Origin of the sequence: Paenarthrobacter sp. NyZ202 (assembly GCF_049860755.1) — a bacterium.
Classification (GTDB): Bacteria; Actinomycetota; Actinomycetes; order Actinomycetales; family Micrococcaceae; genus Arthrobacter.
This window is the reverse complement of record NZ_CP187556.1, coordinates 2,586,029-2,610,771: the sequence shown is the minus strand read 5'-3', so window position 1 is coordinate 2,610,771 and position 24,743 is coordinate 2,586,029. Positions and strand designations below refer to the sequence as shown.

28 protein-coding genes are annotated in these 24,743 nt (G+C 63.3%); 19 read left to right on the top strand and 9 right to left on the bottom strand.

Annotated elements, in window-relative coordinates; translation table 11 throughout:
• Positions 1-72: 72 nt before the first annotated feature.
• Positions 73-1,272, top strand: coding sequence for an ROK family transcriptional regulator (locus ACPFL9_RS12085; RefSeq protein ID WP_426002917.1), 1,200 nt, complete (start codon positions 73-75; stop codon positions 1,270-1,272).
• A gap of 31 nt (positions 1,273-1,303) precedes the next feature.
• Here the strand turns inward: ACPFL9_RS12085 and ACPFL9_RS12080 are convergent, their stop codons facing one another.
• On the bottom strand, positions 1,304-1,507 hold the full coding sequence (locus tag ACPFL9_RS12080; protein WP_426002916.1) for a hypothetical protein: 204 nt from the start codon (positions 1,505-1,507) through the stop codon (positions 1,304-1,306).
• Between the two features lie 129 nt (positions 1,508-1,636).
• Here ACPFL9_RS12080 and ACPFL9_RS12075 point away from each other — a divergent pair, with 129 nt between their 5' ends.
• Genes ACPFL9_RS12075 through ACPFL9_RS12050 form a run of 6 tightly spaced genes read left to right on the top strand, consistent with a single transcriptional unit; the run spans position 1,637 to position 6,726 of the window.
• The gene (locus ACPFL9_RS12075; RefSeq protein ID WP_426002915.1) at positions 1,637-2,644 is read left to right on the top strand and encodes an AAA family ATPase; all 1,008 of its coding nucleotides are present in this window, start codon (positions 1,637-1,639) and stop codon (positions 2,642-2,644) included.
• 10 nt (positions 2,645-2,654) lie between these two features.
• Positions 2,655-3,563 (top strand): DUF58 domain-containing protein, encoded by a 909-nt coding sequence (locus ACPFL9_RS12070; protein ID WP_426002914.1) that lies wholly within the window; start codon positions 2,655-2,657, stop codon positions 3,561-3,563.
• Positions 3,556-4,026 (top strand): hypothetical protein, encoded by a 471-nt coding sequence (locus tag ACPFL9_RS12065; RefSeq protein ID WP_426002913.1) that lies wholly within the window; start codon positions 3,556-3,558, stop codon positions 4,024-4,026. Before ACPFL9_RS12070 ends, ACPFL9_RS12065 begins: the two co-directional genes overlap by 8 nt.
• The gene (locus tag ACPFL9_RS12060; protein ID WP_426002912.1) at positions 4,017-4,997 is read left to right on the top strand and encodes a vWA domain-containing protein; all 981 of its coding nucleotides are present in this window, start codon (positions 4,017-4,019) and stop codon (positions 4,995-4,997) included. The genes ACPFL9_RS12065 and ACPFL9_RS12060 overlap by 10 nt, the downstream gene beginning before the upstream one ends.
• Positions 4,994-6,016, top strand: a complete 1,023-nt coding sequence (locus tag ACPFL9_RS12055) for a vWA domain-containing protein (RefSeq protein WP_426002911.1) — start codon at positions 4,994-4,996, stop codon at positions 6,014-6,016. Before ACPFL9_RS12060 ends, ACPFL9_RS12055 begins: the two co-directional genes overlap by 4 nt.
• The gene (locus tag ACPFL9_RS12050; RefSeq protein WP_426007547.1) at positions 6,016-6,726 is read left to right on the top strand and encodes a hypothetical protein; all 711 of its coding nucleotides are present in this window, start codon (positions 6,016-6,018) and stop codon (positions 6,724-6,726) included. Before ACPFL9_RS12055 ends, ACPFL9_RS12050 begins: the two co-directional genes overlap by 1 nt.
• A gap of 48 nt (positions 6,727-6,774) precedes the next feature.
• Here the strand turns inward: ACPFL9_RS12050 and ACPFL9_RS12045 are convergent, their stop codons facing one another.
• Both ACPFL9_RS12045 and ACPFL9_RS12040 read right to left on the bottom strand, forming a co-directional pair.
• A complete protein-coding gene (locus ACPFL9_RS12045; RefSeq protein WP_426002909.1) occupies positions 6,775-7,278 on the bottom strand; it encodes a DUF2004 domain-containing protein in 504 nt (167 codons plus the stop codon).
• 51 nt (positions 7,279-7,329) lie between these two features.
• Positions 7,330-8,295, bottom strand: coding sequence for a LysR family transcriptional regulator (locus ACPFL9_RS12040; protein WP_426002908.1), 966 nt, complete (start codon positions 8,293-8,295; stop codon positions 7,330-7,332).
• A gap of 392 nt (positions 8,296-8,687) precedes the next feature.
• Here ACPFL9_RS12040 and nrdH point away from each other — a divergent pair, with 392 nt between their 5' ends.
• From nrdH to ACPFL9_RS12010, 6 genes are all read left to right on the top strand, one after another.
• Positions 8,688-8,933 (top strand): glutaredoxin-like protein NrdH, encoded by a 246-nt coding sequence (nrdH, locus tag ACPFL9_RS12035; RefSeq protein WP_387437143.1) that lies wholly within the window; start codon positions 8,688-8,690, stop codon positions 8,931-8,933.
• A 57-nt stretch (positions 8,934-8,990) separates the two neighbouring features.
• A complete protein-coding gene (nrdI, locus tag ACPFL9_RS12030) occupies positions 8,991-9,461 on the top strand; it encodes a class Ib ribonucleoside-diphosphate reductase assembly flavoprotein NrdI (protein ID WP_426002907.1) in 471 nt (156 codons plus the stop codon).
• Between the two features lie 32 nt (positions 9,462-9,493).
• Positions 9,494-11,614, top strand: a complete 2,121-nt coding sequence (nrdE, locus tag ACPFL9_RS12025; RefSeq protein ID WP_426007546.1) for a class 1b ribonucleoside-diphosphate reductase subunit alpha — start codon at positions 9,494-9,496, stop codon at positions 11,612-11,614.
• Between the two features lie 15 nt (positions 11,615-11,629).
• Positions 11,630-12,427 carry an NUMOD3 domain-containing DNA-binding protein gene (locus ACPFL9_RS12020; protein ID WP_426002906.1) on the top strand — a complete coding sequence of 266 codons (798 nt, stop codon included), beginning with the start codon at positions 11,630-11,632 and terminating at the stop codon, positions 12,425-12,427.
• Positions 12,420-13,394 (top strand): class 1b ribonucleoside-diphosphate reductase subunit beta, encoded by a 975-nt coding sequence (gene nrdF / locus ACPFL9_RS12015; RefSeq protein ID WP_426002904.1) that lies wholly within the window; start codon positions 12,420-12,422, stop codon positions 13,392-13,394. The genes ACPFL9_RS12020 and nrdF overlap by 8 nt, the downstream gene beginning before the upstream one ends.
• A 79-nt stretch (positions 13,395-13,473) precedes the next feature.
• Positions 13,474-13,815, top strand: a complete 342-nt coding sequence (locus tag ACPFL9_RS12010; RefSeq protein ID WP_426002903.1) for a YciI family protein — start codon at positions 13,474-13,476, stop codon at positions 13,813-13,815.
• On the opposite strand, the gene ACPFL9_RS12005 is transcribed toward ACPFL9_RS12010, so the two are convergent.
• Positions 13,812-15,119 (bottom strand): HNH endonuclease, encoded by a 1,308-nt coding sequence (locus ACPFL9_RS12005; protein WP_426002901.1) that lies wholly within the window; start codon positions 15,117-15,119, stop codon positions 13,812-13,814. The genes ACPFL9_RS12010 and ACPFL9_RS12005 overlap by 4 nt on opposite strands.
• Positions 15,120-15,264: 145 nt before the next feature.
• Between ACPFL9_RS12005 and ACPFL9_RS12000 the strand changes: the two genes are divergently transcribed.
• Positions 15,265-16,233 (top strand): dienelactone hydrolase family protein, encoded by a 969-nt coding sequence (locus tag ACPFL9_RS12000; RefSeq protein WP_426002900.1) that lies wholly within the window; start codon positions 15,265-15,267, stop codon positions 16,231-16,233.
• Positions 16,234-16,235: 2 nt separating this feature from the next.
• Here the strand turns inward: ACPFL9_RS12000 and ACPFL9_RS11995 are convergent, their stop codons facing one another.
• On the bottom strand, positions 16,236-17,333 hold the full coding sequence (locus ACPFL9_RS11995) for a PDDEXK nuclease domain-containing protein (protein WP_426002898.1): 1,098 nt from the start codon (positions 17,331-17,333) through the stop codon (positions 16,236-16,238).
• Positions 17,334-17,394: 61 nt separating this feature from the next.
• Between ACPFL9_RS11995 and ACPFL9_RS11990 the strand changes: the two genes are divergently transcribed.
• Positions 17,395-17,886 carry a DNA alkylation repair protein gene (locus ACPFL9_RS11990; protein WP_426002897.1) on the top strand — a complete coding sequence of 164 codons (492 nt, stop codon included), beginning with the start codon at positions 17,395-17,397 and terminating at the stop codon, positions 17,884-17,886.
• Positions 17,887-17,966: 80 nt separating this feature from the next.
• Complete coding sequence (locus ACPFL9_RS11985) at positions 17,967-19,475, top strand: FAD-dependent oxidoreductase (protein ID WP_426002895.1); 1,509 nt, start codon at positions 17,967-17,969, stop codon at positions 19,473-19,475.
• On the opposite strand, the gene ACPFL9_RS11980 is transcribed toward ACPFL9_RS11985, so the two are convergent.
• The gene (locus ACPFL9_RS11980; protein ID WP_426002893.1) at positions 19,472-20,431 is read right to left on the bottom strand and encodes a hypothetical protein; all 960 of its coding nucleotides are present in this window, start codon (positions 20,429-20,431) and stop codon (positions 19,472-19,474) included. The two genes, ACPFL9_RS11985 and ACPFL9_RS11980, sit on opposite strands and share 4 nt — an antisense overlap.
• A gap of 71 nt (positions 20,432-20,502) precedes the next feature.
• Here ACPFL9_RS11980 and ACPFL9_RS11975 point away from each other — a divergent pair, with 71 nt between their 5' ends.
• Genes ACPFL9_RS11975 through ACPFL9_RS11965 form a run of 3 tightly spaced genes read left to right on the top strand, consistent with a single transcriptional unit; the run spans position 20,503 to position 22,584 of the window.
• On the top strand, positions 20,503-20,991 hold the full coding sequence (locus ACPFL9_RS11975; protein WP_426002892.1) for a DedA family protein: 489 nt from the start codon (positions 20,503-20,505) through the stop codon (positions 20,989-20,991).
• 31 nt (positions 20,992-21,022) lie between these two features.
• On the top strand, positions 21,023-21,826 hold the full coding sequence (locus ACPFL9_RS11970; RefSeq protein ID WP_426002890.1) for a thioesterase family protein: 804 nt from the start codon (positions 21,023-21,025) through the stop codon (positions 21,824-21,826).
• Positions 21,826-22,584 (top strand): lipoate--protein ligase family protein, encoded by a 759-nt coding sequence (locus tag ACPFL9_RS11965; protein WP_426002888.1) that lies wholly within the window; start codon positions 21,826-21,828, stop codon positions 22,582-22,584. The genes ACPFL9_RS11970 and ACPFL9_RS11965 overlap by 1 nt, the downstream gene beginning before the upstream one ends.
• Before the next feature lie 11 nt (positions 22,585-22,595).
• On the opposite strand, the gene ACPFL9_RS11960 is transcribed toward ACPFL9_RS11965, so the two are convergent.
• The 3 genes from ACPFL9_RS11960 to ACPFL9_RS11950 form a co-directional block, all read right to left on the bottom strand.
• Positions 22,596-23,234 (bottom strand): MBL fold metallo-hydrolase, encoded by a 639-nt coding sequence (locus ACPFL9_RS11960; protein WP_426002886.1) that lies wholly within the window; start codon positions 23,232-23,234, stop codon positions 22,596-22,598.
• Complete coding sequence (locus ACPFL9_RS11955) at positions 23,231-24,316, bottom strand: S-(hydroxymethyl)mycothiol dehydrogenase (protein ID WP_426002885.1); 1,086 nt, start codon at positions 24,314-24,316, stop codon at positions 23,231-23,233. Before ACPFL9_RS11955 ends, ACPFL9_RS11960 begins: the two co-directional genes overlap by 4 nt.
• A gap of 116 nt (positions 24,317-24,432) precedes the next feature.
• Positions 24,433-24,690, bottom strand: coding sequence for a mycoredoxin (locus ACPFL9_RS11950; protein ID WP_426002883.1), 258 nt, complete (start codon positions 24,688-24,690; stop codon positions 24,433-24,435).
• Positions 24,691-24,743: the final 53 nt, after the last annotated feature.

The window sequence follows — 24,743 nt, the reverse complement described above, 5'->3', positions numbered from 1 at the left end:
AGCGAATGACGAGGGGATTCAGTGACTCAGATCCGGCAGCCGACACCGAGGCGCGGAACCAACCTGCCACGCATGGGGGACTTCAACCTGACGGTTATCCTGGAGGCCATCCGGCGTTCGTCGGGTGGGCTCAGCCGGGTTGAGCTTGCCCAGTTCGTGGGACTCTCTCCCCAGACCATCTCCAACATCTCGCGGCGGCTGCTCGATCAGCAGTTGATTGTGGAGGCCGGAAAAGAAGGCACCGGTCCCGGCAAGCCGCGGACCATCCTGCGGCTCAATCCTTCGGGGATGTACGCCGTGGGTGTCCATCTGGATCCGGCCGTGATGACTTTCGTGATCCTCGATCTTGTGGGGGATGTGGTCCTGCACTCGCGCATGGCGACGCCCAGCGGTGATCCGGCCGATGTGATCACCAGCATCGCCGACCAGATCCAGGTTCTGATTGCGGATTCGGGCGTTGATGCCTCCAAGATTGCCGGCTTGGGCGTTGCGGTGCCTGGTCCCATCGACCTCGATGAAGGTTCGGTAGTGGAACCGCCGCTGCTGACGCGATGGAACCGGGTGCGCATCCGCGAGGCTCTCACCGAAGCGACGGGCCTGGAGACTCTGGTGGACAAGGACGTTACCAGCGCGGCCGTGGCTGAAACCTGGGTTGGCGGGGCCAGCGGCGCGGGCAGCTTCGTTTTCATGTATATGGGCACCGGCATCGGGTGCGGGATCGTGCTCAACGACGAAGTGGTCCGTGGTACGTCCGGAAATGCAGGCGAGATCGGGCACATCATCGTCGACCCTGATGGTCCGCCGTGTGACTGCGGGCTCCGAGGCTGCGTCAAGTCATCCTGCATTCCCCAGGTCCTGGTGGCGGAGGCCGAGGCAGCCGGCGTCCTTGACGGCCACGGCAACGATGCCGACGGGCCGGAAGTCCAGGAACGCTATGCCATGTTGTGCGACAAAGCCGATGCCGGCGATCCGAAAGCAATCGCAATCCTGGACAAGTCCGCGACCCTGGTAGCCCGGGCAGTGTCCGTGGTTACCAACACACTGGACGTGGAGCGCGTAGTGTTCGGAGGTCCGTTCTGGGGTCGGATGTCCAGGTATTTCCTGGACCGCGTCCCTGCCCAAATAGCAGCCAACAGCGCCGCAGGCATGATCCATGGAATCGACGTCGTAGGCTCAGGCGTTGGCGAGGACGTGGGAGCCATCGGCGCTGCGTGCCTCGTGCTGGAGCACACGCTTGCTCCCCGGGCCCAGCGGCTGCTGCTGGAAGGCTGACCAGGACACCATCCGGGGCGGTGGCGATGGATCAGTCGATGTCTTCCACGATTTCGCCGTAGGGAACCGACTCGTCCAAGTGGGCCTGGTGCCCCGTGGGACCGGGGTTGTAGGTGATCCGGACGCCGTGCCGCTGTTCGGCGGCGGACTGCAGCAAAACGGGCCGGACGGCCAAGGCAACGTGTTCCGTCTGGCCGGCGAGATACTCCTGGTAGCGGGCTGGTAGCTGATGCATGGGAAAAGGATAGACCCCGGGCGTCTTCATGGGGAGAGCTCCCCATTGCACAGTTAATTGGCTGCCGCTTGGATAGAGTGGCCGTTGCAGGACCGCAACGACCAACTGATGCCATCGAGGGGACAACGAGTGCTTCAAAACACCGCCACGGCCGGAATCGACGCGCCGGACATGGCCCGTGCGCAGCAGTTGGTGGCCAGCATCATGCGGAGTTTTGAAGCCAAGGTCGTGGGACAATCCCGGCTTCGTGAAACCTTGGTGATCGGGTTGCTGACGGGCGGGCACGTCCTGCTGGAGAGTGTTCCGGGGCTGGCCAAGACCACCGCGGCCCACGCGCTTGCTGAATCAGTCAGTGCCGATTTCCGGAGGATCCAGTGCACTCCAGACCTGCTTCCCAGTGACATAGCAGGCACCCAGATTTTCGACGCGGCCAAAGGCACGTTCATTACCCAGCTTGGGCCGGTCCACGCGAATATTGTCCTGCTCGACGAGATCAACCGGTCCAGCGCCAAAACCCAGAGCGCCATGCTGGAGGCCATGCAGGAGCGCCAGACATCCATCGGGGGAGAGTCGTATCCGCTGCCGGTTCCTTTCCTGGTGCTCGCCACGCAGAACCCGATCGAGCAGGAGGGAACCTACCGGCTTCCCGAGGCACAGATGGACCGCTTCATGCTCAAGGATGTCCTGGATTACCCCACTCCGGCCGAAGAAGCCGAGATCATCCGCAGGTTCGACGCCGGTGTTTTCGACCCGGCCTCCAAGCCACCGGCGGCAGCGTCGCTTGACGCCGTGGTCCAGGCACAGGAACTGGTCCGTCGCGTCTACATCGATCCAGCCATTGTCCGGTACATCGTGGGCCTGGCGTACGTCACCCGCAATGCAGCGCAATACCTGGAACCTCACCTCGCTGCCCTGGTGGAATTCGGTGCGAGTCCCCGGGCGGGCATCGCTTTCAGCCAGGCAGCCCGCGCCCTTGCCCTGATCAACGGCCGGGACCACGTCATCCCCGAGGACGTCAAGAATCTGGCCCATCGCATTCTCAGGCATCGGATCGTTCTGGGCTTCGATGCCGTGGTTGAAGGCATCGCCGTGGAAACCGTGATCGACGCCGTGCTTGCGTCGGTCCAAACGCCGTAGCCGGGGCGTCATGCCAAGCCTCCTCCGACGCGTCAAGTCGAAGATGTTCATTTTCGCGCACCGTAAGACCCTGACGTTGCTGGACGGTGAATATGGCTCGGTCTTCAAGGGCCGCAGCTTGGACTTCGACGAGCTCCGGGCCTATGTTCCCGGCGACGAAGTCCGGGATATTGACTGGAAAGCGACGGCACGGCATGGTTCGCCGTTGGTCAAACGATACGTGGCCGTACGCCGCCATTCGGTGCTCCTGGTGGTCGATACCGGCCGCGGCATGGCAGCTGATGCCGCTTCGGGGGAGCCAAAGAAAGCCATCGCCGTGGATGCCGCCGGGGTCCTTGGGTATTTGGCTGCCCGCCATGGAGACGACGTGGGGCTCCTGCATGGCTCTGCTGCTGCGTCCTATTACCTGCCGCCACGCAGCGGCGAGGACCACCTTGAGCGGTTGCTCCGCGAGGTCGATTCCCGTACTTCCCTGGACGGGCCTGCGAGCGCCCTGGCGGAACAGTTGGATTATGCGCTGCGGTACCTGAAAGGGCGACTGCTGATGGTAGTCATTGCCGATGAAGTGGTTCCTGACGAGCGGACGGTAGGCCTGCTGCGCCGTTTGCGGTCCCGTCACGAGATTCTGTGGCTGACGGTCCGCGACGCCGACCTCGCCACCGGCCAAACCAGCACCGAGGTGCGGGACGGGTCGATGCTTCCGTCCGCTGTCGCAGGCAACCACCGGGTACGGAAGGCCTATGAGGTTGCCCAAAGGCGGCGCGAGGAGGCACGCCGGACCGTCTTCAGGCAGCTGGATATCGCCGAGGAGCAAGCAGCAGGCAGCGCCGACGTGGTCCAGTCGGTGTTTGCTCTTCTGGAGAAGCATCGATCCCGCGCTGGGACAACCAGGGTGGCCAAAGGCGGATACCGTGTCTGACGGTTCGAGCTTTTATGGGCCGCTTTCCTACCAGCCGCTGTGGTTGTGGTTGGGCCTGCTGCTGGCAGTGACGGTCGCAGCTTGGTACGGATGGCTGCTGTGGCCGGCAAAGCCGCGGCGGTTGGGTGGGCACGAAACGGTTGTCTCTCCGGCCCGGGATGTGGAAGCCCTGCGGGCAGCTTGCCTTGCGGGGATTGCCGCTGTTGAAAAGGACGCCGACGACGGCACGTTGCCCATGCGCGAAGCCCACCAGCGGCTGAGCTTCCTGGTGCGGGAGTTCGCCGCTGCCGCTACCGGGTTGCCGGCAACGTCGATGACCCTCCAGGAACTGCGCGGGAACGGGCTTGGACACTTCGCGGCCGGTATCGCTGCCATCTATCCGGGGGAGTTTGCACCGGCAGCAGGGAGCCCGGTCAGCGCGGCCGCTGACACTGCACGGAGGGCGGTCCTCGGATGGAACTGACCTATTGGTGGCTTCTGCCCTTGGCTGCAGCCGCGGTGGCAGCCGCATGGCTGGTCCTCCGGAGGGCACCGCGACCGTACCGGCCCGTGGCACATTCCGATCGGATGACCCACCTTCCCGAGTACAAGAAGGCCCTGGCCAGGTACAGGTTCACGTTGGTCCTTGGTGCACTGCTGGGTGCGGTCTTTCTTGCTGCCAGCGTGACAGCCGCGGCCAGGCCGGTGCAGCGTTCCACCCACCAGCCGGAAGTGCGTAACCGGGACATCGTGTTGTGCCTGGATGTCTCCGGCTCCATGGCCGGCACTGACGCTGCGATTGCCGGGGTTTTCAAGGAATTGGCGAAGGAGTTCGACGGCGAGCGCATCGGCATGGTCATCTTCGACAGCAGCAGCGTGCAGTTGTTTCCCCTGACCGATGATTATGACTATGTTGCCGGCCAATTGAGCGAAGCGCAGGAAGCTTTCGAAAGCGGGGCCGGTTCGTTCTTTGACGGCACGTGGCAGCGGGGCGGGTCGTCCTTGATCGGTGATGGACTGGCGTCCTGTGTACAGAGTTTCCCGGAGGACCACACCGAAGGCGGAGGAACCAGGCGAACACGTTCGGTGGTTCTGGCAACAGACAACTTCCTCTCCGGGAACCCCGTATTCACCCTTGAAGAGGCAGCGGCACTGGCCAGGAGCAGGGATGTTGCCGTCCATGCCCTGAATCCGGGGGACCTGGACTACGGCGACGATCCCGTGCAACCGGGCGCGCAACTGCGGGCCGCCGTTGAGGGCACCGGTGGCAGCTATCACGCCCTGGACAGTCCGGGTGCCGTGCCCGGCATCGTGCAGCAGGTACAGGACAGCGAAGCCTCGGCGTACCTGGCCGCACCCCAGGCAGTGGTCTCCGATGATCCCGCGTGGCCTTTGGGTATCGCCGTGGTATCCGGGATGGGCCTTCTCGTGGTGGGATGGCGGCTGCAGGCATGACCTTCGCTCCCATCATCGCCTGGCCGTTCATCGCCGTATCCGTCGTTGCCACACTGCTCTTTACCGTGTGGGTTCTTGCCCGGGGCGGGCAACCCCGCCAGGCGGTGAGGTCCACGGCGGTCCGCTGCGCCGCCGTCGTGCTTTTGCTTTTGGCTGCACTGCGTCCCGGCTGGCCCGGCGGTGAAGCGACCACGGCGTCGACGGATCTTGATGTTTTCTTCGTGGTTGACACGAGCACCAGCATGGCCGCCGAGGACTTCAACGGCTCAGCGACCCGCCTGAGCGGCGTCAGCGCAGACGTCATGGCCATTGCGAAAGAACTGGCCGGGGCCAAATTCTCTTTGATCACGTTCGACAGCAAAGCATCGGTCAGGATGCCCTTGACCCGGGACACCACAGCCCTGCAGACCGCCATGGCTACCCTCCAACCCCAGAGCCCCCGCTATGCGAGAGGCAGCAGTGTCACCGGAGCGGGGCCGCTGCTGAAGGAACGGCTCCACAAGGCCCGGGAGCAGCATCCGGGGCGTCCTGCCCTGGTGTTCTACGCCGGCGATGGTGAGAACACCAGTGCGGGCCCGCCCGATGCGCTGCCGCTCGGTCCGTCGGAAACCGCTGGGGGAGCGGTCCTGGGGTACGGCACCGACCAAGGCGGACGGATGAGGGATGCCAGCGGGTCCGGCGCAGGTTACCTGCAGGACCGCAGCGGTGACGGTCCCCGCGACGCAGTGTCCCGGATCGACGAAACACAACTGCAGGAAATTGCCGGGCAGTTGAACGTACCCTACGTACACCGCGACGGAACGGGACCGGCCAGCGACCTGTTCACCAAAGCGGAGCCCGGAACGCTGGTGCCCGGAGGAGAGGACCGTTCTCCCGGCCGGACCGAACTCTACTGGCTGCTCGCGCTGGCGGCCTTCCTGCTGGCCATGCAGGAGCCACTGCGCCATGTCGCCGGACTGCGTCAATTGAGCCGGCCTGGTTCCGCTGCACCGCAGCCCGGGGACAGGGAGGCACTGTGATGAAGGCCCGACGGCGGAAACTCGCCTTGTGGTCGCTGCTGCCGGCATTGCTGGCGCTGGCTTGGGCGGCCAAACTCCTCAGCGTCGGCTGGCTGGGAGGCTACGCTTCGGAGGCCTTCTCGTCCAGCGACCGGGAGGCGCTCGCGGTGGCTGCACGGTGGCTGGGAGTGGCCAACGTCGTGGAACCTTACAAGGCATCCTTTGCTGCCGGTGACGCGAAGGTGCTGGCCGGCGACTTTGCGGCGGCGAGGCGGGACTTCGAAGAGGCACTGGAGGCAGGAGCGGGCGATGACGAATGCAAGGTCCGGGTCAACCTGGTGCTGACCCTTGAGCGGCTGGGCGACGCCGCCTCCGCGGCCAGTGTCCAGGCAGGCGGGAGCCGGAGCGGGGCTGAGCAGTTCTTCCGCGACGCGTTGGAGGTGGCAGCCGGGGCACCGGCAACGTGCCACCAGGACGGGCCGGGCAATTCCGCAGGCGAGGGAGGCCGTCTGGATTCGGCGAAGGACCGGATTGACGGCAAGCTCCTGGCCAGTGAGATGCCCCCGGATGCCGGCGGAGACAACCAGGAGTCGTCGGCTCCGCAGGACGAACAGTTGAAGCAGCTTCAGGACAGCGCCCGAAAAGCGCAGCAGGAGCGCGCCGAGGGGCAACAACGCGAGGAGTACCTGCGCGGACCGGATCAGGGTCCGGGCGTGGACAAGCCATGGTGAGGTCCGCGTCCACCGGAAGGTGGGCGGCCGGCGTCGAGCTTTAAGGTCCTATTCCCAGAGGATCTCGTCGTCCACCACGCCGTCCTCGTCCGCCGCCACCACCAGTGTCTCGTCGGTGAAGTGCGAGCCCAGGGTGAAATCAAGCACAAAGTAGCGTTCCGGCTGGCCCGGGTAGATGGCTACATGTCCAAGCTTCAGCGCCTTGAGGAAAACGTCGTTGGTGAGTTGGGACTTGTCCCGTACGCCAAACACCGATTCCAGTTGCTCTTCCTTGAGCTGGGAACTGTGGAAGTGGAGGAACTGTTGCGGGTTGGTGCCGTCCTGGTCCAGTTCATCAGCGATCATCTCCCTGACCTGGTCAACAAGCTCAGGGAGGAAGCGCAAACGATAGTCCACCTTGTGCATGGCTGCCTCGTCAAAGTGGTCATGCGCTGCGACGTTGAGGTCCAACTCAAGCTGGTTGCCGCCGAGTTCGTGTTTGGCCACAAAACAGTGTTCACGCCCGTGGTTGAGCTCAATCTCCCCAAAATGTTTGCTCGCTACCTTGCCCATGTGATCAATCTAACGCCATCACCGGGCGGGTTCCAGCACATGGTGCCAATTTCAGCGGCGCCGTTGCTGCACCTTGGCAGGGGTGGGCTTCAACGGGTGCAGGCCGCTCTTTTGGTGGATGCCGCGGAGCGTGTCTGCCAGCAACTGTGTGAACAGCTGGACCTGCGCGGTGCGCTTCTCATTGATCTGCAGGGCGAAGATGTTCCGGGCCAGCCGGATGTCCGGAACGTCAAGGACCACGACGCCGGGTGGCCGGTTCCGCAGGGCAAGTTCCGGTACCAGCGAGGCTCCCAGTCCGGCGGCGGTCATCTCAAGGCTCGCGTGGAAGTCGTCGCTGTAGGCGACCACCCGCGGATGCAGATTGCAGCTGGCAAAGAGCCGTTCGATCACCAGGGCGTCGCTGGTGCCGGGGTGGTGGATGATCCAGGGCATGTCGGAGAGGTGTGCGGCTTCGATCTCGGCATCCTCACGGATCTTCCACGACGCCGGCAGCACAACGCGGAAGTCGTCATCGCCGATCCATTGCCGTTCCAGGGAATGGGGCCAGGCCAGGCCCGACTGTCCTACCTGGTAGACGAGGGCAAGGTCCAGTTCGCCGCCGGTGCGCAGCCCCTGGATGGTCTGCGCCGGTTCGGCTACGGACACGCGCAGTTCGATGCCCAGTCCATTCCACCGCTCGTTCTTCAGGATGTCGGGGAGGACGTAGGTGGCCAGGCTGGGGAAGATGCCAAGTCTGAGTTCCTGCGCCGGAGAGTCGTTGGTCCGTGACGCGGCTGCCATGAGGGCCTCGACGTCGGTCAGCACCTTGGATGCATGCCGTGTCATGGTGACCGCAGCCTCGGTGGGAACCACGCTTCTGGCCGAACGCTGGAAGAGCTCCACTCCGGTGTCGCGTTCAAGGGCCGCCATCTGCTGTGACACAGCCGACGCCGTGTAACCGAGTTGTGCCGCGGCTGCTGCGAAGGAACCCAACCGGGTGACCTCAAGGAGGGTCCGGAGGTGGAGGAGATTGACCATCAGCTGTCCTTTTGCTCGGTTGATGGCGTGATGCCGGGGTTGCGGGACGCCGGAAAGCGTCTAGGACACCGTACTCCGGGCTGCACCAACAGCAAATCTTGGTGTTCGCCACGCCACACTTTCAAACTGTCACGACACGCCGGTTTCAGGCGACACGCGGAAGATTAAATGTGGCTAAGTAGTCCACAGGGTGTGGATTTCATCTCTCACTTCGGCGTATTTACGGACATTTTGAGGCCCCCCTCCTGTGGACGGCCGGTGGATTGAATGACATACTTGTAATACATCATCTTGGGGTCCCGGCGGGGCGCTTGCACTACATGTAGTATCGATTTACGGATTGAGCGGGACGCCCGCCCCATCCAGCAGACTTCAACTAAGGGGACAGGGATATGACCGTAACGGTTTACACGAAGCCGGCCTGTGTTCAGTGCAACGCTACCTACCGGGCACTCGACAAGAAGGGCATTGCCTACCAGAGTGTCGACATCTCCCAGGACGCAGAGGCACTCGAGCGCCTCAAGGCACTGGGCTACATGCAGGCTCCCGTGGTTGTCACCGAGCAGGACCACTGGTCAGGATTCCGCCCGGACAAGATCGAGGAACTGGCGCAGACGGTTTCCTCCTCCGTGGCCTAGTCCCGGGCTATTACCACCACACCAAGCAAGAATTCCTATGTAGTCGAGGTGACTCCCATGGCACCGCTGGCAGCGGCGACCGCACGCAATGCGACGGAAGCTGTCACCACCAGGAGTCACCTCATCTACTTTTCCTCGACATCAGAGAACACCAAGCGTTTCATCCAGAAGCTGGGCAGGGACGCTGCACGCATTCCGCTTTATGCACAGGATGCCCCTCTCCAGGCGCTGGAACCTTTCGTCCTTGTGCTGCCCACCTACGGCGGGACCAATGGGGAAGGTTCCGTGCCCAAGCAGGTCATCAGGTTTCTCAACAATCCCGGGAACAGGGCACTGATCCGGGGAGTCATCGGTGCAGGGAACACCAACTTCGCGGACAACTACTGCGCAGCCGGCGACATCATCGCCGCCAAGTGCAAGGTGCCGCATCTCTACAGGTTTGAACTCATGGGGACGCCGGAAGACGTCGATCGGGTCAATCAAGGATTGGAAAAGTTTTGGACACTACTGTCGCAGAAACAGAAGTAACCGGGGGCGCTGTGGATACGGCCAAGAAGCCACTGCCGGAGGCCTATAAGGGCTTGGGTTACCACGAGCTCAACGCCATGCTGAACCTGTATGGCGCCAACGGCGAGATCCAGTTCGAGGCCGACCGCGAAGCCGCCCACCAGTACTTCCTGCAGCACGTGAACAACAACACGGTGTTCTTCCATGACCTGGAAGAGAAGCTGGACTACCTGGTGAAGAACCAGTACTACGAGCGCGAAACGCTCGACCAGTACACCATGAACTTCATCCGGGACCTCTTCAACCGCGCGTACAAGAAGAAGTTCCGCTTCGAGACCTTCCTTGGTGCCTTCAAGTTCTACACGTCCTACACGCTGAAGACTTTCGACGGCAAGCGTTTCCTGGAGCGTTACGAAGACCGCGTCTGCATGGTCGCCCTGCACCTGGGCCGCGGCAACGAAGAGCTCGCCACCCGCCTGGTGGACGAGATCATCGACGGCCGGTTCCAGCCCGCCACCCCCACGTTCCTCAACGCCGGCAAGGCCCAGCGCGGCGAGCTCGTCTCCTGCTTCCTCCTGCGCATCGAGGACAACATGGAGTCGATCGCCCGCGGCATCAACTCCGCGCTGCAGCTCTCCAAGCGTGGCGGCGGCGTAGCGCTGTCCCTGACCAACATCCGTGAACACGGTGCTCCGATCAAGCAGATCGAGAACCAGTCCTCCGGCGTCATCCCGGTGATGAAGCTCCTCGAAGACAGCTTCTCCTACGCCAACCAGCTTGGGGCCCGCCAAGGCGCCGGTGCCGTGTACCTGCACGCCCATCACCCGGACATCTACCGCTTCCTGGACACCAAGCGCGAGAACGCTGACGAGAAAATCCGCATCAAGACCCTCTCCCTGGGTGTTGTTATTCCGGACATCACGTTCGAGCTCGCCAAGAAGAACGAGGACATGTACCTCTTCTCGCCGTACGACGTCGAGCGCGTTTATGGTGTGCCCTTCTCCGACATCTCCGTTACCGAGAAGTACTACGAGATGGTGGACGATTCCCGGATCAAGAAGTCCAAGATCAACGCCCGCGAGTTCTTCCAGACCCTCGCCGAGATCCAGTTCGAGTCCGGTTACCCGTACATCATGTTCGAGGACACCGTGAACCGGGCCAACCCGATCGAGGGCAAGATCACCATGAGCAACCTCTGCTCGGAGATCCTGCAGGTTTCCACCCCGTCCATCTACGGCGAAGACCTGAGCTACGAAACAGTGGGCAAGGACATCTCCTGCAACCTCGGTTCCATGAACATTGCCAAGACCATGGACTCGCCGAGCTTCGGTGACTCGATCGAGACCGCCATCCGTGCGCTCAGTGCTGTTTCGGACATGTCCTACATCAACTCCGTGCCGTCGATCGCCCAGGGCAATGCCCAGAGCCACGCGATTGGTCTCGGCCAGATGAACCTCCACGGCTACCTTGCCCGCGAGCACGTCCACTACGGCTCCGAAGAAGGCCTGGACTTCACCAACATCTACTTCTACACGGTGCTGTTCCACGCCCTCCGCGCTTCCAACAAGCTGGCCATCGAGACCGGCCAGACGTTCGGTGGCTTCGAAAACTCCAAGTACGCTTCGGGTGAGTTCTTCGACAAGTACACCGAGCAGGAATGGGCTCCGGAGACCGGGCGTGTCCGTGAACTCTTCGCCGGCCATCACATTCCTACCCAGGACGACTGGCGCGAACTGAAGGCCTCCGTGATGGAGCACGGCATCTACAACCAGAACCTCCAGGCCGTGCCGCCCACTGGTTCCATCAGCTACATCAACAACTCCACCTCATCCATCCACCCGGTGGCCGCCAAGATCGAAATCCGCAAGGAAGGCAAGATCGGCCGCGTCTACTACCCGGCACCGTACCTGACCAACGACAACCTGGAGTACTACCAGGATGCCTACGAGATCGGCTACGAGAAGATCATCGACACCTACGCCGCTGCCACGCAGCACGTGGACCAGGGCCTGTCCCTGACGCTGTTCTTCAAGGACACCGCCACCACGCGTGACATCAACAAGGCGCAGATCTACGCATGGCGCAAGGGCATCAAGACCCTCTACTACATCCGTCTCCGCCAGATGGCTCTTGAGGGCACTGAAGTGGAAGGCTGTGTTTCATGTGCGCTATGACGGTGGTGCTCTGAGTTGAAGGGAATTACGACGGCGACGGGCGGCTTGGTCTATGGGATTCGGCTTCGCAGTGAGGTCGAGTACCGCTACGTCGGTATCACGACCAAGACCGCCAGCCGTCGGTTCCATCAACATCTCAGGGTTGCCGCTAAAGGGCGCAAGACTCCGTTCTACGACTGGGTCAGGAAACATGATCCTGAAGACCTGATAGCTGACGAACTTGATTGGCTCGAAGGTCTGAACCAGCTTGGACAGGCCGAAATTGATTGGATTGCTTACTTGAGGAGTCAGGGGGACCGCCTCCTGAACCTCTCGGAGGGCGGGCTTGGTCCGACTGGCGTGGTGTGGACAGAAGAAATGCGGGAAGCCGCTAGCCTTCGAGCCGCTGGCCGCAAAGGCCTCAGCCGATTCGGAGAAGAGAATCCCTTCTTCGGTCGGTCGCACTCTCTAGAGCAGCGGGAGAAGTGGACAAGAGATCGGAAGGGTACATTCGTCGGGGAAGAGAATCCTAATTACGGCAAATTTGGCCCAGACCACCCCGGTTTCGGACACACCATGTCGATGGATTCGCGTAAGGCACTTTCTGAAGCCTTCACCGGCGAAGGCAATCCGAACTTCGGGAAGAAGGCCAGCGCTGAGACTCGTGCGAAGATGTCTGCCGTTCGCAAAGGCAGGCCCCAGCCGTCCAGCCGGCGAAACGCGCACACCCGGCATCACACAAACAAGGGCATCGTAAAGCCCACCTGTCAGCATTGCATTGACGATGCAGCCCAAGCCAATCTCTTGCGAGAAAGTGAAAACGACAATGACTGAGAAAGTGAAGCTCCTGACACACGTCGAGGCGATCAACTGGAACAAGATCCAGGACGACAAGGACGTGGAAGTCTGGAACCGGTTGGTCAACAACTTCTGGCTGCCCGAGAAGGTGCCGCTGTCCAACGACGTCCAGTCGTGGCACACACTGACGCCGCAGGAGCAGCAGCTGACCATGCGTGTCTTCACGGGTCTGACCCTGCTGGACACCATCCAGGGCACTGTTGGCGCTGTCTCGCTGATTCCTGATGCGCTGACCCCGCACGAGGAAGCCGTGTACACCAACATCGCGTTCATGGAATCGGTACACGCGAAGTCGTACTCGTCCATCTTCTCCACGCTGTGCTCCACCAAGGAGATTGACGACGCTTTCCGCTGGTCGCTCGAGAACGAGAACCTGCAGAAGAAGGCCCAGATCGTCATGGACTACTACCAGGGCGACGATCCCCTGAAGCGAAAGGTCGCCTCCACGTTGCTGGAGAGCTTCCTGTTCTACTCGGGCTTCTACCTGCCCATGTACTGGTCTTCGCGCGCCAAGCTCACGAACACGGCTGACCTGATCCGCCTCATCATCCGCGACGAGGCCGTACACGGGTACTACATCGGCTACAAGTTCCAGAAGGGCCTTGAAAAGGTTTCCGAGGCCCGCAAGCAGGAGATCAAGGATTACACGTTCGAGCTCCTGTTCGAGCTCTACGAAAACGAAGTGCAGTACACCCACGATCTTTACGATGGCGTCGGCCTGGCCGAGGACGTCAAGAAGTTCCTGCACTACAACGCCAATAAGGCCCTCATGAACCTGGGCTACGAAGCCATGTTCCCGGCATCGGTCACCGACGTGAACCCGGCCATTCTCTCTGCCCTGTCCCCGAACGCCGACGAGAACCACGACTTCTTCTCCGGCTCGGGTTCCTCTTACGTGATCGGCAAGGCCGTGAACACGGAGGATGAGGACTGGGAGTTCTAAGTCCAATGTTGTTTTGGTAGGTTCAAGGCCCTTCGCACCGCTGTGCGAGGGGCCTTGCCGTTAACGATGGAGACCATGCATGACCAAGTACCTGATCTCGTTTCCCGGCGAAGCCATGGAAATCCCCGAAGGAGAATTCCAGACAGTAGTGGAGGAGTCCCACGCCGTCATTGAGGAAGCCAAGGCTGCCGGCGTGTACGTGTTCGGCGGCGGGATCAACGAGGACGTCGCACCGGTCCGTGTTGCCGGGGATGGCACCGTGACCCCGGGCACCTATCCCGGGCACACTGTACCCAACGGAGGCTACACGGTGCTTGAACTGCCTTCGCGGGAAGCCGCGCTTGAGTGGGCAGCCAAGATCGCCGTGGCGTGCCGGTGTCCGCAGGAGTTGCGGGAGTTCCAGTACGATCCCGCGAGCTAAGGAAGCAGCCTGGTACTGACATGGCCGGGCAGCGGGGGCGCCAGTGAACGATAGCTGTGTCCGGTGGGTGTGGAAACTTTGAGCGCATGGCGCTTTCCCGGTTCCGGTTCCACACTCCATCCAGGCTTTTCTTTTGTGTAATTGCATTGCTCGCAGAGACCTGCGGCGTTGTCCAGGCTTGTACTGCCGCCTGAGGCCCAAGGGATGATGTGGTCGTGGTGGCGGATGGGCGCGTCGCAGTACGGTGTGCGGCAGGTGTGGTCGCGGGTTTCGATGAAGCGGCGCAAGGCGGCGGGGAAGCGTCGGGCACGTGAGTCCGTGGCAAGGAGTTCTCCGGTCCCCGGAGCGGTAAAGAGGCGTCGGAGCCAAACATGGAGTTCTGCGGGTTGGTTGTTCTGTTGGCTGGTCCCGCCAGGCCCCGTGGAGAGCAGCTTCCTTGCCCAGTCCGCAGGTACCACGCCGTATCCTGCAAGCCGGGCCGGCTCACTGTCGCCCTGCAAGAGTGTCCGGTCGGTCATGACCAGCTGGAGGTCGATTCCGGAGAACCCCGCGGGGGTTCCGGTGATGCGCTCGACGAGCGTGTCGGCCATGACTTGGCCCTTGGAGCGCTGATCACCTTCCGACCGTGCCGTTCCGGCATCCCGTGTCAGTGCAGCGAACACCGCCACTCCTTGGCCGACCGGCAGGAGGGCCGTCAGATAGGCCATGGTGTCAGGTGCCGGTCGAAGGCTGACGTGGCGATCGTTGACCGCCTTGGCTGCGCGCCGCGCTACCGACCCCGGGTCGCGGCGGTAAGCAGCCGCTTTGGCAGCAGCAACGATCGCTTTGTCTCCTGAGCCATCAAAGGTACCGGTGTCGGCAGCCAGCTCATCGTCCACGGCGCATCGATCCTCCATGGACAGGCAGGCTGTTTCCTTCACCAGAAGGGTGGCCCGCCACTCATTCAACCGGCCGCTTTCCAGAGCTGCGAGGGTGCGCGGCATCTCAGTGACGAGTGCTTTGGCCAGGCCCAGAAGCCGGGAACCTCTGTTGGGCGATTCACGGCGTGCCAAAGCGACCTGCGCGGCGCTGCCACTTCCCTGCTCCGCCGCCGGCACGCCGGCAGCGGCCTGCTCCTGCCGTTGGGCAAGATCGAAAGCCACGGCAATCTTGGCTTGCAGCGCCGATATTGCCGACTTCATGTCCTCAAGAACACGAAGCTGATCCACGAGGTCCTTGCTGATACTGCCGTCGTCCACAGGGGCGTGAACACCGGGCAGCCCAGCGGCCGGTGCTGTGGTTACCAACTCCCGGACGTTGCTCATGGTTTTACGATGTCACGGGGCACTGACATTTTTAGCCGGCGCTTCGTTCCTCATCACCCAGACTTCCCGCCCGTTGAACCAGCCCGCCCTTGCCTGCGTCCTTACATGAGGGGAGGATATTCGGCATCCAAGGGGAGGACCAACCATGACCCGGCAGCTGGAGAAGTTCGAGAAGTACCTGATCGAAGAGTTCTACGACGACTACCGCGCCGGTGAAATGTCGCACAAGACGTTTACGCGGCGGGTCGCATTCATCATGGGGAGCATGACGGCGGCCGCCGCTGCGATGACGCTGGTAGGCTGCACGCCGGATGAGGTTCCCAGGAGCGGGGACCCCATGCCCACCCCGAACGCAAGCGGCCCGGCAAACGGGGCCACCACCGCTGTCCCCAACGCCAAGAGCCCGTTGACAGTCCCGGAGGGTGCACCGGGGCTGACGGCCTCCACGGTGAAGTTTGACGCCCAAGGAACGGAGATCAGCGGCTACCTTGCCCGTCCGGACGGCGGCAACCCCGGCCCGGCAGTCCTGATCTGCCATGAGAACCGGGGGCTCACACCCCATATCCAGGACGTTGCACGCCGCTTTGCCAAAGAGGGTTATGCGGCCTTGGCTTTGGACCTGCTCAGCCGTGAGGGCGGCACGGCAAACATGGACCCGGACGCGGTACCTGGCGCGCTGACGCAGGCCGGGGCGCAGCGTCACGTTGCAGATTTCAAAGCCGCTTTCGACTACCTCAACGGCCAGGGCTTCGTAGAGCAGGGCCGTATCGCCATGGTGGGCTTCTGCTTTGGTGGCGGGATCACGTGGCAGGCCAGTACCGAAATCCCCGGGTTGAAGGCAACGAGTGCGTTCTACGGACCGGCTCCGGACCTGGCTAAGGTGGCCACCATCCAGCCGGCGGTGTTAGGCGTTTATGCAGAGCGCGATGCACGGATCACCGGGGCCATGCCCCAGCTCCAGAATGCCTTGGACGACACCAGCGTGAAACACCAGCTCAAGGTATATCCGGGCGTGGACCACGCCTTCCATAACGACACCAGCGACAGGTACAACGAAGCCCAGGCAACGGCAGCCTGGAACGACACCTTGGCCTGGTTCAAGGACAACGTATAGAGCTACCGCTGCAGACGGTCCGCCTCGCTGGCAAGCTCGGCTTCCAGGATCTCGATGCTGGGCAGGCTGGAGGCGATCTCGTCCGGCAAGGAATCAGCGAGCGAGGTGCGCCATTCGGCAATACCGATTGGAGTGTTGAAACCGCGCAGCGCATACTCAGCCACAACGCTGTTTTTCTCCTTGCACAGGAGCAAGCCGATGGTTGGCTTGTCATCAGGATGGGCCATGAGGTCATCAACGGCGGCCATGTACATGCCCAGCTGCCCCAGGAAGCCTGGCTCGAACTTCACAGCCTTCAGCTCGATCACCATGTAGCAGCGAAGCTTGAGGTGATAGAAGAGGAGATCCGCGAAGAACTCATCCCCGTTGATCTCCAGCCGCACCTGCTCGCCAACAAAGGCGAACCCCTGCCCGAGCTCCAGGAGAAACTTCTCCACGTGCTTGACCAACTGCAGCTCCAATTCCCGTTCCGTGTGCTTGTCCGTCATGGCCAGGAAATCGAAAACGTAGGGATCCTTGGTTGCCTGCTGCGCCAGATCCGAGTCGACAGGCACCATGGTGGACTTGAAATTGGTGATGGCCTGGCCCGACCGTTCATGCAAGTGCGTCTGGATCTGGTGGACCAGGACGTTGCGGGACCAGCCGTGCTCGGCTGCCGCCGCTGCGTACCAAAGCCGCGTGGCGGCGTCGTCGAGCTTTTCCAGCAACGCGATCTGGTGGTACCAAGGCAATGTTGCAAGCGGCGCTTGCAACTGGGGAAACTCAGGCCAGGCCTGGGCGAAGCTCTTCATGTACCGAAGGTTCCGCGGGGAAAAGCCCTTGGCTTCCGGGAAGCGGTCCCGGATATCGGCGGACAAGCGCGTCACGACTTTGGCGCCCCATCCCTGCTGCGACTCGCGCTCCGCAAGGTGGCGGCCAATGCTCCAGTATGAGGCAAGAAGCTCGCTGTTGGCCGCAGCCAGCACACGGCTGCGTCCAGCACGGACTTCCAGCGCGACGGAGCGCAAAAGCGTGGGGTACCACTCCGGCAAGGAGGATGCGGCCGGCACCTCCGGGAAGGACGCGGCAGGACTGCCGGTGGTGAGTTCTTGCGACGCCATGTGTCTCCTGTCCAGCGGTTGGTGGAAACAAGCTATGGGAAGGCACTGACAAAATAGGCGGGTGAGTGCGGCCGGGGACTTCATCGATTACACCCTCCAACGCGAATCCTCCTGGGAGAAGGAGCATGAGGCGCGGGAGCGGCTGGGGAACCTCATGGATGTCTACGGCGCTTCCATGGGCGCCGTGCGGGGCACGGTCAGGGACGCCCTCAAACGGCACAAAGACCTGGACCATGACCAGGTAACCGCCTTGGGCTCCGAACTCTGGTCCGTACCCGTCTTTGAACGCCGGCTGGCGGCAATAGTCCTGCTGCAAAGCAAAGCAGGGCTCCTGCTGAACACCGACCTGACCCGCCTGGAAGGATTCCTCCGCCAGTCAGGGACTCCCGAACTGGTGGACCCGCTGGCAACAGACGTCATCAGGCCACTGCTTGACAGGCTCGACGGGCAGGCAAAAGAACGTGCCCAGCGCGTGGTGGAGCGGTGGTCACAAGACTCCGACCCCTGGTTGAACCGAGCCGCCGCGCTCGCAGTGGGCAGCCCTGCCCCTTGATTAGCGCCGCGGACCCGCCTAGCGTTTCCTGCAACGCATGCCAGACGCCAATTCCGTGAATTGAGAGGCAGGTTGTTCGAATGAAATCGCTGTGGCTGGACCGGGAGTCCACCTTTACGTCCGATGCGATCCCTGACCGCAAACATTTCGACACCATAGTGGTGGGTGCAGGGCTGACGGGCATGGTGGCTGCACTGCTGTTGTCCCGCGCCGGCCAGAGGGTGGCGGTATTCGAAGCCAGGACCCTGGGGGCCGTGACCACCGGCCACACGACCGGCAAGCTGAGCCTCCTGCAGGGCGGTGCGTTGTCATCATTGCGCAGCCAGTACTCCCTCAAGGTGGTGCAGGCATATGTTGAAGCCAACCGGACGGGCCAGGCATGGCTGATGCAGTACATGGAGCAGCAAGGCATCCCGTTCCAGCGCCGGACGGCGGTGACGTTCGCAACCAGCGACGACGGCGCGCGGCAGCTGCGCAAGGAAGCTGCGGTTTCGCGCGACGCAGGACTCGATGTGCACTTCAGCCGCGACGCTGCCCTTCCGTTCCCCGTGGTGGAAGCGTTGGAGCTCGAAGGCCAGGCACAAATCCATCCGATGGAGGTCATCGATACGCTGGCGGGCGACATCCGCGGGCACGGCGGCCTGATCGTCGAGGACATCCAGGTCCAGAACGTCGGAGCCGGGGACCCCTTGGAAGTGACCACCCGGAAAGGGGCCTTTACGGCCGATACCGTGGTGGTCGCCACGGGGACCCCGATCCTGGACCGCGGCCTCTACTTTGCCAAGCTTGAACCCAACCGTTCCTATGCCGCGGCGCTCCGGCTACCCGAAGGGATGCCGCTGCCACAGGCCATGTACCTCTCGATCGATTCCCCCACCCGGTCCCAGCGGACCCAGCCCGTGGCTGAAGGTGAGCTTCTCCTGGTGGGCGGATATGGGCACACCGGAGGCAGGGCGGCGTCACCCAAGGCCCATCTGGACGAGCTGCTGGGGTGGGCGCAACAGCACTATCCGGGGGCGCAGGCCACGCACACCTGGTCTGCGCAGGATTACAGGGCCACCAACCTCATGCCGTTTTTCGGCAAACTGCCCCGCGGTCACGGCAGGATCTTTTTCGGCACAGGCTACAACAAGTGGGGCATGAGCAACGGAGTCGCCGCTGCGCTGTCCATCACCTCCGACATTCTGGGCGGCCAGTCGGACTGGGCGCGGGTGATCCACCACCGGACCACGTCCCCCAAGGGAGCTGCGGAAGCGATCCGGTTGAACGCCGGCGTGGCCAAGCGCCTGGTGGAGGACCAGGCGAGGATCCGCAGCAACCCGGAAATCACGGACCAGACGCGGCCCTCGGAGGGAACCGGCGTCGTGGGCCTTTACAAGGGTGAACCTGCAGCTGTGTCAACAGTCGATGGAAAGGTGTGCAAGGTTTCGGCCGTGTGTTCCCACCTGGGCGGGATCCTCAGCTGGAACGACGCCGAAAAATCGTGGGACTGCCCGCTGCATGGCTCGAGGTTCACGCCGGAAGGCAAGTACCTGGAAGGTCCCGCAACGCACCATCTGAAGACGTCGCCGGGCAAGAACAAGGACTAGGACAACCGATCGACGCGCCGCTGGACCTGATCGGCGGCCCTCCGTTGCTGCGTGGCTGTCCTGACGGCTTGCTTCCTGGCTGATTCCGCGGTTTCGGCGTCCCGTGTGGTACCGATCAGTTCCGCTTCGAGGGCTGCAAGGATTTTCCGGGCATCGGCGATCTCCGATTCCAGGGCTTTCCTGCGTTCCTCCAGATCCTTGACCGTGTCCCAGGCTTTCGAGGCGGCGTCTTCGGCCTCACGCGCTTGTTTGTCGGCTGCCTCGAATTCGCTGCGGGCCTCCCCAAGTTGCTCCCGCTTTTTCGCGGCCCTGCGCTCTGCAAGGGACGTGGCCTGCTCCCCGGCTTCCTTCTTGCGTGCAGGGGGCGCGGATGCCTTCTTTTCCTTCCGTGCCGCGGCGGGTTTGGCAGGCGGTGCCACCACGGGGGATTCTGCCGCAGTCGCCTCACCCGGGCCGGCTGCGGCCACGGCATCAGTGAGGTCCACTGCCTCGAAACCGCTGCTGCTCAGTCCGCGGACCAGCCTGCCCGTGGCTACGGCCGAGGCCGCGCCGGCATCTGCCATGGCCGCCCGGAGGGTTTGTTCAGCATCGGCGGCCGCGGCGGCGCTCAGCGGAGTTCCCAGCATGGAGGCCAGGTCCTTTGCCTCGTGCACGGCGGCACCCAGCCGGCCCTGGCGCTGCTGGCCCAGTTCGCGGAACGCCTCCGCATCGCCCCCGGCTTGCGCTTCCCGCAGGGATGCGCCGAAACGCACGACGCCGTCAATCACCTCGGGCCGGTGTTGGGCCAGCATGTTGATGGCCCAGGCGCCGGCGGCAGGCTTGGGGAGACCCGCGATGTCCTTGGCGAGGTCATTGTCCCCTTGGTCCTTCGCTTTGCGGGCCAGTGCGGTCCGCTCCGCGGTGAATTCACGCGGCATGACCGCATAGAGCCGGTGGGCAGCTTCGCGGAGGTCCATGCCTTTCATCCTAGGAGCATCAACCCGTGACCGCGGACGCGACACCCAGCGTCTTAGGGTAGCCTAAGTCCGTGGACCAGATCATGAGCTTGCCCTTCGGCGTGGCACTTGCCGCGCTTTTCGCAATCGTCATGATCCGCGTCAACGCCACCTATTGGCTGGGGCGGGGTGCGGCCGCCGGCTTGTCCCATACGCGGTTCGGTTCTTCGCTGCAGCGCCCCAAAGCAGCCCGGGCCCAGGCGCTGATCCAGCGGTGGGGACCATACGCCGTCGTGGTTTCCTTCCTGACCGTAGGCCTCCAGACGGCCGTCAACCTCGCCGCCGGTGCTGCCCGGATGCCGTTGCGGCGTTATCTTCCGGCAGCCATTGCGGGGTCGGTCCTGTGGGCACTGTTGTACGCCACGATCGGGCTGGCCGCCATCGAGGCATGGCTTGCTGTTGCGGCGGCTTCTCCCGTGGGCGCGGCGGTGGCAGCGGCAGGACTAGCCGTCCTGGTGGCGGTGGTGGTCGTATCCCGACGGCGTCGGTCGGCTGCCAAGTCAGCGGATACAGTGGTCTGAGTTCCACTGCTGGATCGGCGAAAGGCTCGGGTTGACTACTGCATTACCGGAACTCGCGGAAGGCAACTTCTACTACCAGACATTGGGTGGCGGGCGTTACCGTTCCACCCTCCACGCACAGGGTGCCTGGAATCCGCACGAACAGCACATGGCCCCCGCTTCCGGCATTGTGGCAGACGCTCTGCTGCGCCACGAGCCGCGGGAAGATGTCCGGCTGGCCCGCATCAGCTTCGAGATCCTCGGCCTGATCCCCGGCGGTGAATTCGAGGTCACCACCTCCACGCTCCGCCCGGGCAGGACCATTGAGCTCATCGGGGCCGAGTTGTCGGCCGGCGGTCGGGTAGCTATCCGGGCCTCGGCGTGGCGCATGATTACCAGCGACACCAGTGCCGTTGCCGCGGTGGAGGACGAGGCCATGCCCGCTCCCGACGAATGCAAGCCATGGGATGGCGCCAGCGTCTGGCCCGGCGGGTATATCCGGTCCCTGGAGATGAGGATCGCCGAAGGGCACCGCCCTGGTTCCGGCAAGGTATGGATCCGGACCCACCATCCGCTGACCGACCGGGCAGACAGCAGCGATGTGGCCAGGCTCATGGGCCTGGTTGATACCGCCAACGGGATCGCCGCCCGCGTCCCGCCGGGCGGGGACAGCTACATCTTCCCGAACGTGGACCTGCAGATCCACATGTACCGTGCACCGTCAGGCGAATGGCTGGGGCTGGACAACAAAGTGTCGTTTGGCGCTGACGGCATCGGCCTGACGTCCACGGTCCTCCACGACGTGGACGGTCCCTTCGGCCGGGCCGAGCAGATCCTCACCTTGAGGAAAAGCTGATGACTGAAGGAAACCCGGTGGTTTCGGAGAAACCGCAACTCACCCTGTACCGCCAGCCGGAATCGCTGGGAGCGGCAGAAGATCTGGACTTCGCGCTTGAGTTGCTGCAGCGGGCCCGCAGCGGCCGGCTCGGGCCATGCCTGCGGTTGTACCGGCCGCAACCTACCGTGGCGTTCGGACAGCGGGATGCCAAGCTGCCGGGTTTTGCGGCCGCCGAGGAAGCATGCCGGGTGCGTGGCTTTGAGCCGCTGGTACGGAAAGCCGGCGGGCGGGCGGCTGCGTACCATCAAGGGACGTTGGTGATCGACCACGTGGAGCCCCACCCGGACGCGATTGTCCGGGCAAAAGCCCGGTTCTCCCAGTTCGGTGAGTTGCTGGCAGGAGCGCTTCGCGGCGTGGGCGTGCATGCTGCCGTTGGGGAAATCCCGGGCGAGTATTGCCCCGGCGAGTTCAGCGTGCACGGTGAGGATCCGGACTTTCCTGCCCACCGCATCAAGCTGATCGGTACCGCCCAGCGCGTGGTGTCAGGCGGCTGGCTCTTCAGTTCCGTGATTGTGGTGGAGGACTCCGGTCCGATCCGGGATGTCCTCACCGCCACTTATGACGCTTTGGGCCTGGAGTGGGACCCTGCCACGGCGGGGGCTGCCAACGATTTGCTGCCGCACGTGGACGTCACGGCGGTGGAAGCCGCCGTGGTGGATGCCTACCGTGCCTACGGTGACATCCACGACGGCGACTTCCGGACTCTCCTGCCGTAGGAACCCGGGGGTCAGTGACCCCTGGCGATCCACTCGTCCAGGTGCGGTGCCTCGTCGGCGATCGTCGTGGAGTCCCCGTGCCCGGTCCGAACGACTGTTTCGCCGGGGAGGGTCAGCAGCCGTGTGCGGATGGACTCGATGATCGTGGGGAAGTCGCTGTAGGAGCGTCCCGTGGCCCCAGGCCCGCCGTTGAAGAGGGTGTCACCGCTGAACAGTGTGCCTTCGTCCGGGAGGTGGAAGGACACTGACCCGGGGGAGTGGCCCGGGGTGTGAATGGCCCGCAGGGTGGTGCCGGCTACGGCGAATTCCTGTCCGTCGTCGATCGCGTGGTCAGGGTCGGTGTCCGGGAACACGGCCTGCCACAGCATCCAGTCTTCGCGGTGGAGGTGGATGGGTGCCTTGACGAGGTCCCGGAATTCGCCGGCGAAGCGGATGTGGTCGTCGTGCCCGTGAGTCAGCAGGATGGCTTTGACGGTGCGGCCGTTGACGGTTTGGGCAATCGCGGCAGGGTCGTGCGCCGGGTCAATAACGACGCACTCGGTGTCGTCGCCGATGATCCAGACGTTGTTGTCCACGTCCCAGGTTCCGCCGTCCAGCGAGAACGTTCCCGAGGTGATGACGCGGTCTATGCTCACGCTGTCCTTGCTCACAGTTCCACCACCGATCGCAGGACATCACCGTGGTGCATCTTGTCGAAGGCTTCTTCCACCTGGTCGATGGTGATGCGTTCGGTGACGAAAGCGTCCAGGTCGAGTTTCCCTTGCTTGTAGAGGTCCACGAGCAGGGGGAAGTCGCGGGAGGGCAGGCAGTCGCCGTACCACGAGGACTTGAGGGCGCCACCGCGTCCGAACACATCCAGCAGGGGCAGTTCAAGGGTCATGTCCGGGGTGGGCACACCCACCAGGACCACGCGTCCGGCGAGGTCACGGGCATAGAACGCCTGCTTGTAGGTTTCCGGCCGGCCCACGGCGTCGATGACGACGTCGGCGCCGAAGCCCCCGGTCAGGGCGCGGATCTGCTCGACAGGGTCGGTGGACGACGAATCGACCGTGTGGGTAGCCCCGAGGTCCTTGGCCCGTTCGAGCTTCTTGGGATCGATATCGACGGCAATGATCGTGGTGGCGCCGGCCAGGGCAGCACCCGCAATCGCGGCGACGCCTACGCCGCCGCAGCCGATCACGGCCACGGACTCGCCCCGCTTGACCTCTCCGGTGTTAATGGCTGCTCCGATGCCTGCCATGACGCCGCAGCCGAGCAAACCGACAGCGGCGGCATCGGCGTCGGGGTCGACTTTGGTGCACTGGCCGGCGGCCACGAGGGTTTTTTCGATAAAAGCACCGATACCGAGGGCGGGCGAGAGTTCAGTGCCGTCCTCGAGGGTCATCTTCTGCGTGGCGTTGTGCGTGTTGAAGCAGTATTGCGGCTGCCCCTTGGCGCACGCCCGGCAGGTCCCGCAGACGGCACGCCAGTTCAGGACCACCCGGTCACCAGGGGCAATGTCAGTGACGTCCGGACCCACGGCGCTGACCACGCCCGTGGCCTCATGGCCCAGCAGGAACGGGAAGTCGTCACTGATGCCGCCGAGCTTGTAGTGCAGGTCGGTGTGGCAGACTCCGCTGGTGAGGATGTCGACCAATGCCTCGCCCGGTCCCGGGTCCGGGACGAGGACGGTTTCAAGTGTTGCTGGTGCGCCTTTGGAGCGTACGACGACGCCTTGGACAGAGTGGACCATCAAGGGTTCCCTTCGGACTCGCGGATAGCGGGGAGTGCTGCCGGGACGTGCGGTCCCAACAGCTTCCCTCCCTGTCTATCACGCTTGCCCGCCTGCCCATCAAACAGGCCTGGTGCCTAGGCGGCGAGGCGGGATTCCACGTCCGATGCAGACGGGTTGGTTGCCGCGGTGCCGTCCGGGAAAAGAACGGTGGGTACGGTGCGGTTGCCGCCGTTGAGCTGCTCCACCAGTTCGGCAGTGCCTTCCACTTCCTCGATGTTGATCTCTGTGTAGCCGATGCCCTTGGCGTCAAGCTGCTTCTTGAGGCGGTTGCAGTAACCGCACCAGGTGGTCGAGAACATGGTGATGGTGCCGGACTCGGGGGTGAAATCCACGGAGCTCTCCTCTGTGTCGTCTTCAAGGTGGTTCGTCGGTAACAACGGTAACC

Coding starts and splice junctions, on each gene's coding strand:
- ACPFL9_RS12085 (WP_426002917.1), top strand. CDS start 73: ATGGGGGACTTCAACCTGACGGTTATCCTGGAGGCCATCCGGCGTTCG.
- ACPFL9_RS12080 (WP_426002916.1), bottom strand. CDS start 1,507: ATGCATCAGCTACCAGCCCGCTACCAGGAGTATCTCGCCGGCCAGACG.
- ACPFL9_RS12070 (WP_426002914.1), top strand. CDS start 2,655: ATGCCAAGCCTCCTCCGACGCGTCAAGTCGAAGATGTTCATTTTCGCG.
- ACPFL9_RS12060 (WP_426002912.1), top strand. CDS start 4,017: ATGGAACTGACCTATTGGTGGCTTCTGCCCTTGGCTGCAGCCGCGGTG.
- ACPFL9_RS12055 (WP_426002911.1), top strand. CDS start 4,994: ATGACCTTCGCTCCCATCATCGCCTGGCCGTTCATCGCCGTATCCGTC.
- ACPFL9_RS12050 (WP_426007547.1), top strand. CDS start 6,016: ATGAAGGCCCGACGGCGGAAACTCGCCTTGTGGTCGCTGCTGCCGGCA.
- ACPFL9_RS12045 (WP_426002909.1), bottom strand. CDS start 7,278: ATGGGCAAGGTAGCGAGCAAACATTTTGGGGAGATTGAGCTCAACCAC.
- ACPFL9_RS12040 (WP_426002908.1), bottom strand. CDS start 8,295: ATGGTCAATCTCCTCCACCTCCGGACCCTCCTTGAGGTCACCCGGTTG.
- nrdH (WP_387437143.1), top strand. CDS start 8,688: ATGACCGTAACGGTTTACACGAAGCCGGCCTGTGTTCAGTGCAACGCT.
- nrdI (WP_426002907.1), top strand. CDS start 8,991: ATGGCACCGCTGGCAGCGGCGACCGCACGCAATGCGACGGAAGCTGTC.
- nrdF (WP_426002904.1), top strand. CDS start 12,420: ATGACTGAGAAAGTGAAGCTCCTGACACACGTCGAGGCGATCAACTGG.
- ACPFL9_RS12010 (WP_426002903.1), top strand. CDS start 13,474: ATGACCAAGTACCTGATCTCGTTTCCCGGCGAAGCCATGGAAATCCCC.
- ACPFL9_RS12005 (WP_426002901.1), bottom strand. CDS start 15,119: ATGAGCAACGTCCGGGAGTTGGTAACCACAGCACCGGCCGCTGGGCTG.
- ACPFL9_RS12000 (WP_426002900.1), top strand. CDS start 15,265: ATGACCCGGCAGCTGGAGAAGTTCGAGAAGTACCTGATCGAAGAGTTC.
- ACPFL9_RS11995 (WP_426002898.1), bottom strand. CDS start 17,333: ATGGCGTCGCAAGAACTCACCACCGGCAGTCCTGCCGCGTCCTTCCCG.
- ACPFL9_RS11985 (WP_426002895.1), top strand. CDS start 17,967: ATGAAATCGCTGTGGCTGGACCGGGAGTCCACCTTTACGTCCGATGCG.
- ACPFL9_RS11980 (WP_426002893.1), bottom strand. CDS start 20,431: ATGGACCTCCGCGAAGCTGCCCACCGGCTCTATGCGGTCATGCCGCGT.
- ACPFL9_RS11965 (WP_426002888.1), top strand. CDS start 21,826: ATGACTGAAGGAAACCCGGTGGTTTCGGAGAAACCGCAACTCACCCTG.
- ACPFL9_RS11955 (WP_426002885.1), bottom strand. CDS start 24,316: ATGGTCCACTCTGTCCAAGGCGTCGTCGTACGCTCCAAAGGCGCACCA.